At 72.0% G+C, this 12,416-nt stretch carries 11 protein-coding genes; 1 reads left to right on the plus strand and 10 read right to left on the minus strand.

Annotated elements, in window-relative coordinates; translation table 11 throughout:
• Positions 1 to 4 precede the first annotated feature (4 nt).
• The 7 genes from rplS to proS all read right to left on the minus strand — a co-directional run bounded on the left by rplS (position 5) and on the right by proS (position 5,311).
• A complete protein-coding gene (gene rplS / locus B6R96_RS10540; RefSeq protein WP_030386403.1) occupies positions 5 to 355 on the minus strand; it encodes a 50S ribosomal protein L19 in 351 nt (116 codons plus the stop codon).
• A gap of 133 nt (positions 356 to 488) precedes the next feature.
• Entirely contained in the window at positions 489 to 1,310 is an 822-nt protein-coding gene (trmD, locus tag B6R96_RS10545; protein ID WP_030386404.1) for a tRNA (guanosine(37)-N1)-methyltransferase TrmD, read from the minus strand.
• A complete protein-coding gene (rimM, locus tag B6R96_RS10550; protein WP_081522344.1) occupies positions 1,310 to 1,939 on the minus strand; it encodes a ribosome maturation factor RimM in 630 nt (209 codons plus the stop codon). Before rimM ends, trmD begins: the two co-directional genes overlap by 1 nt.
• Before the next feature lie 125 nt (positions 1,940 to 2,064).
• On the minus strand, positions 2,065 to 2,304 hold the full coding sequence (locus B6R96_RS10555; RefSeq protein WP_030011889.1) for an RNA-binding protein: 240 nt from the start codon (positions 2,302 to 2,304) through the stop codon (positions 2,065 to 2,067).
• Between the two features lie 2 nt (positions 2,305 to 2,306).
• Positions 2,307 to 2,747 carry a 30S ribosomal protein S16 gene (gene rpsP / locus B6R96_RS10560; RefSeq protein ID WP_030386406.1) on the minus strand — a complete coding sequence of 147 codons (441 nt, stop codon included), beginning with the start codon at positions 2,745 to 2,747 and terminating at the stop codon, positions 2,307 to 2,309.
• A 347-nt stretch (positions 2,748 to 3,094) separates the two neighbouring features.
• Entirely contained in the window at positions 3,095 to 3,691 is a 597-nt protein-coding gene (locus B6R96_RS10565) for a hypothetical protein (protein WP_030386407.1), read from the minus strand.
• Positions 3,692 to 3,898: 207 nt separating this feature from the next.
• Positions 3,899 to 5,311: a proline--tRNA ligase gene (proS, locus tag B6R96_RS10570; RefSeq protein ID WP_030386408.1), complete on the minus strand. Its 1,413-nt coding sequence runs from the start codon at positions 5,309 to 5,311 to the stop codon at positions 3,899 to 3,901.
• A 131-nt stretch (positions 5,312 to 5,442) separates the two neighbouring features.
• On the opposite strand from proS, the gene B6R96_RS10575 reads away from it, so the two are divergent.
• Positions 5,443 to 6,129, plus strand: a complete 687-nt coding sequence (locus B6R96_RS10575; RefSeq protein ID WP_030386409.1) for an SAM-dependent methyltransferase — start codon at positions 5,443 to 5,445, stop codon at positions 6,127 to 6,129.
• Between the two features lie 9 nt (positions 6,130 to 6,138).
• Here the strand turns inward: B6R96_RS10575 and ftsH are convergent, their stop codons facing one another.
• The 3 genes from ftsH to B6R96_RS10590 form a co-directional block, all read right to left on the minus strand.
• Positions 6,139 to 8,115, minus strand: coding sequence for an ATP-dependent zinc metalloprotease FtsH (ftsH, locus tag B6R96_RS10580; protein WP_081522345.1), 1,977 nt, complete (start codon positions 8,113 to 8,115; stop codon positions 6,139 to 6,141).
• Between the two features lie 91 nt (positions 8,116 to 8,206).
• Positions 8,207 to 9,778, minus strand: coding sequence for a signal recognition particle protein (gene ffh / locus B6R96_RS10585; protein ID WP_030386411.1), 1,572 nt, complete (start codon positions 9,776 to 9,778; stop codon positions 8,207 to 8,209).
• A gap of 207 nt (positions 9,779 to 9,985) precedes the next feature.
• Positions 9,986 to 12,412, minus strand: a complete 2,427-nt coding sequence (locus tag B6R96_RS10590) for a [protein-PII] uridylyltransferase (protein WP_081522346.1) — start codon at positions 12,410 to 12,412, stop codon at positions 9,986 to 9,988.
• Positions 12,413 to 12,416 lie beyond the last annotated feature (4 nt).

A 12,416-nucleotide genomic window follows, 5' to 3' on the forward strand; every position in this document is an offset into this window, starting at 1 on the left:
GACCTCAGCGGTCGCGCTTCTCCTTGATCTTCGCGGCCTTGCCGCGGAGCTCACGGAGGTAGTACAGCTTCGCACGGCGAACGTCACCGCGGGTGACGAGCTCGATCTTCTCGAAGATCGGGGAGTGGACCGGGAAGGTACGCTCCACGCCGACGCTGAAGGAGACCTTGCGGACCGTGAAGGTCTCGGAGACACCGGCGCCCTGGCGGCGGATGACGACACCCTTGAACTGCTGGATACGGGAGCGGTTGCCCTCGATCACGCGGACGTGCACGTTGATCGTGTCACCCGGGCGGAAGGCCGGGACGTCCGAGCGGAGCGCGGCGGCGTTGACGCCATCGAGCAGGTGAGACATGTTCTTCGTCTGCTTTCTTCGCATGACGCCACAGGTCGCCAGTGCGGGTTTCCGTAGAGAATTCGGGAGCTGTGGGTCCCGGCGGACGACGGTCCCCCTGTGGCAGGGGCGCCCGCGAGCACACAACAGCCGCCTATTCTTCCACGGCCTGCGGCCTACGCCAAAATCGGCCGTCGGCGGAGGGCTGCCAGCCCAGGACGGAGAGGATCTCCCGGTCCTTCTTGTCGAAGCCGGCCGCCTCGCAGCGCTCGATCAGGTCGGGGCGGTTCTCGGCGGTCCGGCGGAAGGCCTCGTCCCGGCGCCACCGGGCGATCTTCCCGTGGTGGCCGCTGAGCAGCACCTCGGGGATGTCCCGGCCGCGCCACACGGGGGGCTTGGTGTAGACGGGCCCCTCCAGCAGGTTCGCCATCTCGCCCGGCGCGAAGGAGTCGTCCCGGTGCGATTCGGCGTTGCCGAGCACCCCGGGCAGCAGCCGGGCCACGGCCTCGGTGACCACCAGTACGGCGGCCTCACCGCCCGCCAGCACGTAGTCGCCGATGGAGACCTCGTACACCGGCATGCGCGTGGCGTACTCGTCCATGACCCGGCGGTCGATGCCCTCGTACCGGGCCGGCGTGAAGATCAGCCAGGGCCGCTCGGAGAGCTCGACGGCCAGTTCCTGGGTGAAGGGCCGGCCGCTGGGGGTGGGGACGACCATGACGGGCCCGTGCGCGCCGGCCTCGTAGCCGTCGGCCAGCGCGGAGTCCAGGGCCTCGCCCCACGGCTCGGTCTTCATGACCATGCCGGGACCGCCGCCGTACGGGGTGTCGTCCACCGTGTTGTGCCGGTCGTACGTCCAGTCCCGCAGGTCGTGCACGTGTACGTCGAGCTGCCCGCGGGCCCGGGCCTTGCCGACGAGGGAGACGTTCAGCGGCTCCAGGTACTCGGGGAAGATCGTGACGACGTCGAGTCGCATCAGGCCTTGTCCCCGGAGTCCGCGGCGTCGGTGGAGGTGGCGTCGGCGGCATCGCCCGCGTCGGCCGCATCGCCGGCGCCCGCGGCTTCCTCGTCACGGGTCGAGACGACGATCGCCTCGCGCTCGTCGATCAGCCCGGGCGGCGGGGTGATGACGCAGCGCTGCTCCTCCAGGTCGATCTCGGCGACGATCTCCTCCACGAAGGGGATCATCACCTCGGAGCCGTCCGGCCGCTCGACGATGAAGAGGTCCTGCGAGGGCAGGTGGGAGATCTCGGTGATCCGGCCGATCTCGGTGCCGTCCTCCAGCACCACGTCCAGGTCCATCAGCTGGTGGTCGTAGTACTCGTCCTCCTCCTCCGGCAGCTCGGAGGGGTCCACCTCGGCGATCAGGAGGGTGTTGCGCAGCGCCTCGGCGCCGGTGCGGTCCTTGACGCCCGCGAAGCGGAGCATGAGCCTCCCGCTGTGCACGCGGCCGGTCTCGATCGTCAGCGGTCCCACCGTCGCAGGTTCCGTCTTGAGCACGGCGCCGGGGCTGAGCCGCAGCTCCGGCTCGTCCGTGCGCACCTCGACGGTGACCTCACCCTTGATGCCGTGGGCGCGGCCGATCCGCGCGACTACCAACTCCACTGTGCTCTTCCCTTGCTGCGGCGTGGTTGCTCAGATCAATGGTCGCTCCTGCCCGGGGGCAGAAACGACTCGGGCCGGGGCGGGCGACCTACGCCCTCCCCGGCCCGTGCCGGTGATTCAACTGCTCAGCGGACCTGGTCCACGTCGACGAGGTCGACGCGGATGCCCCGGCCGCCGATGGCGCCCACGACGGTACGCAGAGCACGTGCGGTGCGGCCGTTGCGGCCGATCACCTTGCCGAGGTCGTCGGGGTGGACCCGGACCTCGAGCACCTGCCCGCGGCGCAGGTTGCGCGAGGCGACCTGCACTTCGTCGGGGTTGTCCACAATGCCCTTTACGAGGTGCTCAAGAGCCTCCTCGAGCATGATCAGGCCTCGGTCGACTCGGCGGCGGCCTCAGCCTCGTCCGCCTTCTTGTCGGCCTTCTTCGCCTTCTGCGTGATGGCCTCGCCCTTGCCCTCGCCGATGCCCTCGAGGGCCTTGGCGAACTCGTCGAAGGAGCGACGCTTGCTCTCCTTCGTCTCCGGCTGCAGGAGCGGCGCGGGGGCGGGGAGACCCTTGTGGGCCTGCCAGTCACCGGTCAGCTTCAGGATGGCGAGCACAGCCTCGGTGGGCTGGGCGCCGACGGACAGCCAGTACTGCGCACGCTCGGCGTTGACCTCGATGCGCGACGGGTTGTACGTCGGGTGGTAGATACCGATCTCTTCGATCGCGCGACCGTCCCGGCGGGTGCGGGCGTCGGCGACGACGATGCGGTAGTGCGGCTGGCGAATCTTGCCGAGGCGCTTGAGCTTGATCTTGACTGCCACTGGAGTGGTGTCTCCTGAACTTGACGTGGTTGGGCACATGAGATGCCACGTGGGGTTGCGGTACTCGGGTGCCCGATGGACGCGTCAGCCGGAGGAGAGAGGGGTCCTATGCGACTGTCGAGTACAGCTAGCCATTGTGCCATACGCCTGCGGCGGCGTCGGCCGGGCGGGCAGGTCCGGGCGCAGGGCACGCCCCACCGGCGTGCGGGGGTACCGGTCACCCGTGTGCGGGCCGCCCGCGCGGGGGCCGCCCGCGCCCGCGCCGTCGGCGGCCGCCCCGGTGGGAGCGGCGGCCCGGCGGCCGGTTCGCCGTGGGGCGGTGGCCCCGGCGGCGACGGCGGCGGCGGTCAGGAGGCCGCCGCGATGGCCACGTCGGGGATGCGGAAAGGCTTCATGCAGCCACCGCACACGATCGGCGCCTGGGCCAGCACGGAGGGGACCACCCGTACGTTGCGCCCGCAGTCGCAGACCGCCTTGACGCGCACCCCGCCGCCGGAGGAGCCGTGCCGGGCCGCCGGCCCGCGGAAGCTGCGCTTGGTGTCGGCCGCGGTGGCGGCCGTGTGCGCCTTCAGCGCGCGCTGGAGGCGCTCGATGGTGGCCCGGTAGCGCCGCTTCGCCTCCGGATTGAGCGTGACCAGGGAGAAGCCGCTGCTCGCGTGCGGCTCTTCGGAGTGGTCCAGCCCCATCTCCTCGGCGATCGCGAGGAATCTGCGGTTGTGGTAGCGGCCGGCGCGCGAGGTGTCACGGACACCGCGGGCGGCGGCGATGCCGTGGACTGCCTCGTGCAGCAGTCGCTCGAAGGAGAGTTCGGCGCCGCAGGCGGACGAGGACTCTCCGATCAGGGACTCGGGCGCGGCAAGGTCAGGCAGCTCGGGGTGGTACCGCTGAATATCGGCCCACGCCTGCGCCAGCTCTGCGGCGAGAACAGGTGGTGTCGTGCTCACGTCGTGACAACGAGCCGGAGTGCCCGGGTGTTCCGATTCCGGGCCATTCCAAATTTTTTGCACGTACCAGTCAGTTCAGTCTCATGCGTCCTGACGAGGACGGGTGCGCCGATCCCAGGAGGAGTCGGTACGTAACGGCGACCAAACCGAACCGGCCCCGGCGTGCGGCACATGCCGCACGCCGGGGCCGGGAAGCCTGTCGGCCCGTCAGTACGAGCGCGCGACGATCGCGAGCGTACCCGGGGCGTCGTCCGCCTCCGGAACCGACCCGTCCGCGGCGATCAGGCAGCGTACGGAGACGGCCTGCTCGGCCAGCTTCGCCTCGCCCTCCGGACCGAGGTCGGCCCACGGGATCCGCGCCCAGCCACCGGCGATGGCGGCTTCGGCGGCCTCACCGATGGTGGAGACGTCGGACGTACGGGCCTCACGGCGCTCGCGGGACTCGCGCAGCAGCTGCGCCTGGTCCTCGTCCAGCACCTTGGGCAGCAGGTCGGCGAGGGCGTCGATCTGCACCGGGGTCTTCCCGCCCGGGATCCGGCGGGCCAGCATCGCGGTGCCGGCCTCCAGGTCGCGGGGGCCGATCTCGATGCGGACCGGTACGCCCTTGAGCTCCCAGTCCACGGCGCGGCGGCCGAAGGGGGTGTCGACGCGGTCGTCGACCTGGACGCGCAGGCCCGCGGCCTTGAGCTGGGCGCCCAGCTCGCGGACCTTCGCCACGGCCTCGTCGCCCTTGATCGCCATGACGACGACCTGGATGTGCGCGAGGCGCGGCGGCACCCGCAGGCCGTTGTCGTCGCCGTGGGACATGATCAGGCCGCCGACCATGCGGGTCGAAACGCCCCACGAGGTCTGCCAGACGAGCTCCTGCTTGCCTTCCTTCGACAGGTACTGGGTGTTGAAGGCCTTGGCGAAGTTGGTGCCGAGCTCGTGGCTCGTGCCCAGCTGGAGGGCCTTGCCGTCGCCCATCATGCCCTCGAGGGTGAGGGTGTTGATGGCGCCGGCGAAGCGCTCCTTGGCGGTCTTGCGGCCGAGCACGACGTCGATGCCGAGCACGTTCGTCATGAAGTCGCCGTAGACGTCCGTGTGGATGCGGGCGGCGTAGTCGCGGGCGTCCTCGTAGGTGGCGTGGGCCGTGTGGCCCTCCTGCCAGAGGAACTCGCTCGTACGGAGGAACACGCGCGGGCGCATCTCCCAGCGGACCACGTTCGCCCACTGGTTGATGAGCAGGGGCAGGTCGCGGTAGCTCTGGACCCACTTGGAGAAGTAGTCGTTGATGATCGTCTCGGACGTGGGCCGGACGACGACCGGCTCCTCCAGCTCCTTGCCGCCGCCGTGCGTGACGACCGCGAGCTCGGGGGCGAAGCCCTCGACGTGCTCCGCTTCCTTCGTCAGGTAGGACTGCGGGATGAACAGCGGGAAGTACGCGTTCTGCGCGCCCGCGTCCTTGATGCGCGCGTCCATCTCCTGCTGCATCCGCTCCCACAGGCCGTAGCCGTACGGTCGGATGACCATGGTGCCGCGGACCGGACCGTTGTCGGCCAGCTCGGCCTTGTTGATCAGATCCTGGTACCAGCGGGGGAAATCCTCCGCCTGCGGGGTGAGAACGGGTGCCTTTGCCATGCCGCGAATCGTACGGCGCCGGGCACGCGATACGTGAATCGGGTGCCGCGCTCCTCTGGACGCGGGGGCGAATGGGGAGTTCTCTGGCAACGGGGGCAAGGGGGCGACACGGAATCAGGAGCGCTCTTTCGATGACACCGACGCCGACGGCGACGCTCGTCGCCCGGGACTGGGCGGAGATCCAGGAACGAATGCTGGTACCGCTGTACGAAGCGGTCTACGACCGGCTGGAGGTCGGGCCGGGCGACCGGCTGCTGGACCTCGACTGCGGGGCCGGCCTGCCCCTGCTGCTCGCGGCCGGGCGGGGAGCCGTGGCCACGGGCGTGGAGGCGGATCCGGCCCGGCGGGCACTGGCCCGTGAGCGGCTGCTGGAGGTTCTGGCGGCTCCGCCGCAGCCGCCGGCCCCGCCGCGCCCGTACGACGCCCTGCTCGCCTTCTCCCCGGCCCCGGAGGCCCTGGCGGCGGCGCTGCCCGCGGTCCGCCGCGGCGGGGCGGTGGTGCTGGCCGACTGGGGGCCCGCGGAGCGCTGCACGGCGCCCTCGGTGCTGGGCGGTGGTCCCGCGCCGCGGGACTTGGACGTGTTGGTGGAGCGGGCGGGCCTGCGCCCGGACGGTTCGGGGCGGGTGTTCTGCCCGTTCGGGTACGCGGATGTGGACAGCGCGGTACGCGGACTGCTGTCGACCGGGCTCTACGACGGCACGGGCGATCCGGTCCTGGCGGAGAAGGAGCTGGCCGAGGCGCTTCACCCGTTCGAGCGGTCCGACGGCGCCGTGTGGCTGCCGAACATCTTCCGGTACGTGATCGCCCGGGTGGACTGACGGCCGTCCTCAGTCGGTGCCGTGCGCCTTGGTCATCCGGATGATGCCCGCGGCGGCGTAGGCGGCCGCTTCGTCCAGGGTCTCGTTGGCGAGGAGGGCCTGCGCGAGGGCGTCCAGCTGGGGCCGGTGCTCGCGCAGCAGGCGGCAGGCCTCCAGGTAGCACTCGTCGACGATGCGCCGCATCTCGTGGTCGACGGCGTCGAGGGTGGCGGGGGCCGCGGAGAGTCCGTAGGGGCTCTGCCCGTCGGAGGGGATGGCGGTGAGGCGGCCGATCCGCTCGCTCATGCCCCAGCGGCCGACCATGCCGCGGACGATGTTGGTCACCTGCTCCAGGTCGTTCTCGGCCCCGGTGGTGATCACGTCGTAGACCACGTGCTCGGCCGCCATGCCGCCCAGCGCGCCGATGATGCGGCCGCGCAGGTACTCCTCGGTGTAGGCGTACCGGTCCGCGTCCGGGGTGGAGAGCGTGACGCCCAGCGCGCGCCCGCGGGGGACGATCGTGATCTTGCGGACCGGGTCGGCGCCCGGCTGGAGCATGCCCAGGAGTGCGTGGCCGCTCTCGTGGTAGGCGGTGCGGCGGCGTTCCTCCTCCGGCATGACCAACGGGCGCTCGGCTCCCAGCTGGACCTTCTCCAGCGCGTCCGACAGGTCCGCCTGGGTGACCTGGGTCTGCTGGCGTTTGACGGCCAGCAGCGCGGCCTCGTTGGCCAGGTTGGCCAGGTCCGCTCCGGTCATGCCGGGGGTGGTGCGGGCCACCTGTGCCAGGTCCACGCCCTCGGCGAGCGGGATGTCCCGGGTGTGGATGCGCAGGATGGCCTCGCGGCCGGCGCGGTCGGGCGGGGAGACGACCACCATGCGGTCGAAGCGGCCGGGGCGGGTGAGGGCGGGGTCGAGCACGTCCGCGCGGTTGGTGGCCGCGAGGACGATCACGCCCTCCGAGCCGGAGAAGCCGTCCATCTCGGTGAGGATCTGGTTGAGGGTCTGTTCGCGTTCGTCGTGGCCGCCCATGGCGCTGCCGCCGCCGCGGGCCCGTCCGATGGTGTCGATCTCGTCGATGAAGATGATGGCGGGGGCCACCTTGCGCGCCTCGGTGAACAGTTCGCGCACCCGGGAGGCGCCGACGCCGACGATCATCTCGATGAACTCGGAGGCGGAGGCGGAGAAGAAGGGCACCCCGGCCTCGCCCGCGACCGCCCGCGCCAGCAGGGTCTTCCCGGTGCCGGGCGGCCCGGACAGCAGGACCCCGCCCGGCATCCGGGCGCCCATCTTCCGGTACTCCTGCGGGTTCTTGAGGAAGTCGACGACGTCGTTGAGCTCCCCCTCGACCTCGTCGATGCCGGCCACGTCCTCGAACGTGGTGCGTTCGGCGCCCGTCTCCAGCTCCACCGGCTTGGGCGGCGCCTTGCGGCCCAGCGCGCCCATGCCGCCCATGCCCGAGCCCATCCGGCGGGCGATGACCACCCACAGCAGGACCAGCAGCAGCATCGGCGCGAGCGAGATCAGCAGGTTGGAGAGGAAGCTGCGCTGGACGACGACCGGGGAGGCGGTCACGGTCACGTTCTGCTTGGTGAGCTCGGCCCACAGCTCGTCGTCGGCGAAGGCCGGCCGCTGGGTGACGAATTTGGTGTAGTCGCCCTTGTCGCCGTCGGGCAGGGGCTGCTTGGCCTTCAGCTCGCCCTGGATGGCGTCGCCCTTGGAGTAGATCTTCGAGACGTTGCCGTCGGCGACCTGCTTGCTGAACGCGGTGTACGAGATCGTCGGCTCGTCCCCCTCGTTGAAGAAGGACAGCACCAGGTTGGCCACCAGATAGACGATCAGGGCCGCGAGGACCAGCCCCCGCCAGCCGCCCGGCAGCCCCTTCTTCTTCGGCGGAGGGGTGGGCGGGGCGCCTTCCGAGCGCCAGGGGGTGTCGGCCCTGTCACGCGGAGGTACGGGGGTGGGGCTGGGCACCGGGCGCCTCCTTCTGCCGTCCTCCCGGCCGACCATAAGGGATAAATCAGGCCCTCGCCCCAGCAGGAAACAGCAGGGCCCCGGCCGTGCGAACACGGCCGGGGCCCTCCTCACCCACCTGCGCGGGTTACTTCATGAACTTCTTGAACTCGTCCGGGAGGTCGAAGTCCTGACCGTCCTGGCCGCCGGCCGGAAGGCCGAAGGGGTTGCCGCCGGCCGCGGGCTCGATCGCCTGCGGGCCCTGCTCGCGGCGGGCCGCGGCTGCGGCCTCCTCTTCCCTGCGCTTCATCGGGTTGCCGCTCTTGCGCTTGCCCTTGGCCTGCTTGACCTGCTTCTTCTGCCGGCCGGGGCCGCCGCCCATCCCGGGCATGCCGGGCATGCCCGGCATGCCGCCGCCCTGGGCCATGCGGGACATCATCTTGCGGGCGTCGAAGAACCTCTCGACCAGCGACTTGACCGCGCTGACCTCGGTGCCGGAACCCTTGGCGATACGGGCGCGGCGCGAGCCGTTGATGATCGTCGGGTCCTGGCGCTCGGCCGGGGTCATCGACTTGATGATCGCGGCGGTGCGGTCGACGTCGCGCTCGTCGATGTTGTTGATCTGGTCCTTGATCTGCCCCATGCCGGGCAGCATGCCGAGCAGCTTGGAGATGGAGCCCATCTTGCGGACCTGCTCCATCTGGGCCAGGAAGTCGTCGAGCGTGAACTCCTTGGGCCCCTTGGCGAGCTTGGCCGCCATCTTCTCGGCCTCGGCCTGCGAGAAGGTCTTCTCGGCCTGCTCGATGAGGGTGAGCATGTCACCCATGTCGAGGATCCGGCCCGCCATGCGGTCGGGGTGGAAGGCGTCGAACTCGTCGAGCTTCTCGCCGTTCGAGGCGAACATGATCTGCTTGCCGGTGACGTGCGCGATGGAGAGAGCGGCACCGCCCCGGGCGTCGCCGTCGAGCTTGGAGAGCACGACGCCGTCGAAGCCGACGCCGTCACGGAAGGCCTCGGCGGTGTTGACCGCGTCCTGACCGATCATGGCGTCCACGACGAAGAGGATCTCGTCGGGGCTGACGGCGTCGCGGATGTCCGCGGCCTGCTGCATCAGCTCGGCGTCGATACCGAGGCGACCGGCGGTGTCGACGATGACGATGTCGTACTGCTTGGTCCGCGCGTACTCGACGGAGTCCTTCGCGACCTGGACCGGGTCGCCGACGCCGTTGCCGGGCTGGGGCGCGTACACGGCCACGCCGGCGCGCTCGGCGACGACGCTCAGCTGGTTGACGGCGTTGGGGCGCTGCAGGTCGCAGGCGACGAGGAGCGGGGCGTGGCCCTGCCCCTTCAGCCAGAGGCCGAGCTTTCCGGCGAGGGTGGTCTTACCCGCACCCTGGAGACCGGCCAGCATGATCACGGTGGGGGCGGTCTTGGCGAAGCGCAGCCGCCGGGTCTCGCCACCGAGGATGGTGACGAGTTCGTCGTTGACGATCTTCAGGACCTGCTGGCCCGGGTTCAGGGCCTTGCTGACCTCTTCACCGCGGGCGCGTTCCTTGACGTTCGCGATGAAGGAGCGGACGACCGGGAGGGCGACGTCGGCCTCGAGGAGCGCGATACGGATTTCCCGGGCCGCTACGTCGATGTCAGCCTCGGACAGCCGGCCTTTGCCGCGCAGGCCCTTGAAGGTATTCGCCAAGCGGTCGGAGAGCGTATCGAACACGGTGGTCGCGATTCCTCGGGTCGGGGGCGTTGTGGTCGTCCCCCAGGGTATCGGGCCCTTCCCCCATCCGGGGACCTGCCTGCAACCGGTGCGGGTCCACCGCTGTGCGCAGCTCCTCCCCGGCCCGCCCTATCGCCGTTTCCGGGGTGCTGTCCCGGACCCGCGCGGGTCACGGGACAGCGCCCCCGGCAGCGGCGCCGCGCCCGGCTACGAAAGGGCTGCCGTCACCGAGGCGGCAAGGGCGCTCGCGGCCGCCGGGTCCAGGGGCTTGCCCTCGGGCGTGGTGACGTACAGCGTGTCGACGGCGTTCGCGCCCAGGGTGGAGACGTGGGCGCTGCGCACCCTGACGCCCGCCGCCTCCAGGGCCCGTCCGATCCGGTGCAGCAGGCCCACCGCGTCCGGTGCCCGCACCTCCAGGACCGTCGCCAGGGAGGAGACCTCCGGGACCACGGTGACCCGGGGCGGCGGCGGGACCACCCCGCGCCGCCTGGGGTAGGCCGCCTCGCGGTCCGCCAGCTTCGCCGGGACGTCCAGCGAGCCGTCCAGGGCGCGGACCAGGTCGGTACGGAGCCTGGCGGCCTGCGGGAGCGCGCCGTACTCCGCCGCCACCCGCCAGCGCAGCACCAGGACCTCCCCCAGCCGGTCCGGGAGCTCCATGGAGCGCAGGTCGGCCGCCCGTACCGTGAGCCGGTGCAGGGCCAGCACCCCGGCCGCCGCGGGGAGGACCCCGGGCTGGTCGGGGACGGCGACGACGAGGTCCACGCCGACCGCGTCCTCCTCCTGGCGGGCCTGGAGCGCCAGGACCGGCTCCCCGGTGCGCAGGGCCTCCACCGCCAGGCGTTCCTGCTCGGTGGTCGGGATCTCCGGTTCGCCGGCCGCCGGGGCGCTGCCGCGCAGTACCGAGGCGACGCGCGCGACGAGGTCCGCGACGAGCGATCCGCGCCACGCGCTCCACGCAGCAGGTCCGGTGGCCAGGGCGTCCGCCTCGGTGAGGGCGTGCAGTATCTCCAGCGTGCCCACCGAGCCCACGGCGTCGGCGACCGTGCGGACGGTGGCCGGGTCGTCCAGGTCGCGGCGGGTCGCGGTGTCGATCAGCAGCAGGTGGTGGCGTACGAGCGTGCCCAGGACCGCGATGTCCTGCGGGTCGAAGCCGATCCGGGTGGCGACGTCGCGGGCGATGGTCTCGCCGGCCACCGAGTGGTCGCCCGGCCAGCCCTTGCCGATGTCGTGCAGGAGCGCGGCCATCAGCAGCAGGTCGGGGCGGCCGACGCGGCGGGTGAGAGCCGAGGCCCGCACGGCCGTCTCGATCAGGTGCCGGTCCACGGTCCAGGTGTGGACCGGGTTGCGCTGCGGGCGGCAGCGGACCCGTTCCCAGTCCGGGAGGAGCCGCGTGATCAGGCCCTCCGCCTCCAGGGCCTCCCAGACGGCGACCGTCGGCTCCCCCGCCCCCAGCAGGGTGAGGAGCTGCTCGCGCGCCTCGGCCGGCCAGGGCACCGGGAGGGGTTTGGCCTGCGCCGCGAGTCTGCGGACGGCGTGCAGGGACACGGGCAGGCCCGCCTGGGCCGCGGCCGCGGCGAACCGCAGGGCCAGTACGGGGTCCCGGTCCGGGCGCGCGGCCAGGGCCAGTACGGCCTCGCCGTCGGACTCCACCACGCCCTCGGCCAGGGGTGCCCGGGTGCCCGCCCGGTCGCCGCGGGCACCCAGCAGCCCGCGCAGCCTGGGGCGGGCGGCGCGGGCCCGCAGGACGCGCCCGACCTCCCGCCAGGTGACGTCGCCCGCGTACGAGACGACCCGCGCGGCCTCGTACACCTCCCGCAGCAGCGCGTCCGCGTCGAGCAGGCCGAGCCGGTCCGCGACCTGGTCCTGTTCCTGGAGGGAGAGCCGGTCGGTGGCGCGGCCGGTCACCAGGTGCAGGGCGTCCCGCGCGTCCAGGAGCCGCCGGCGGGCCTCGGCGAGGCCCTCGCGCGGGGCGTCGGCCAGCCAGGACGCGGCGACCGCCCGCAGCGCGGTGGCGTCCCGCAGGCCCCCGCGGGCCTCCTTGAGGTCGGGTTCGAGCAGGAAGCGGAGTTCCCCGGCCCGCTCCGCCCTTTCCCGGCACAGGGAGTGCAGCTCGGGGAGCCGCTTCGCCGCCTGGTTGCGCCAGTCGGCCAGTACGGAGGTGCGCAGGCCGGCGAGGAGTCCGGCGTCACCGGCGACCGTACGGGCGTCGAGCAGGCCGAGGTGGACCTTGAGGTCCTCGCCGGCGGTCCTGCGGGCCTCGGCGGGGGTCCGCACCGAGTGGTCGAGGGCGACGCCGAGGTCCCACACCGGGTACCAGACGCGGTCGGCCAGGGCGCTCAGGGCCCGCGGCTCCGCTCTGCCGTCGTGCAGCAGGAGCAGGTCGAGGTCGCTGCGCGGGGAGAGTTCGGCCCGTCCGTAGCCTCCGACGGCCACCAGGGTGGCGCCGCGGACGCCGGTCTCCCGTACGGCGGTCGCGAACAGGGCGTTCAGCCATGTGTCGGTCAACCCGGCCAGGGCGGAACGCCGCGAAGGCCCGGACTGCGACTCCTCCTGGAGGAGTCGCAGCCGGGCCGCGGCGTATCCGCTGGGTCCCGAGTCGGCCGTGTGGTCCGTGTTCTCTTCGACGCTCGTCACCCAG

It is taken from the genome of Streptomyces sp. Sge12, assembly GCF_002080455.1.
Taxonomy (GTDB): domain Bacteria; phylum Actinomycetota; class Actinomycetes; order Streptomycetales; family Streptomycetaceae; genus Streptomyces.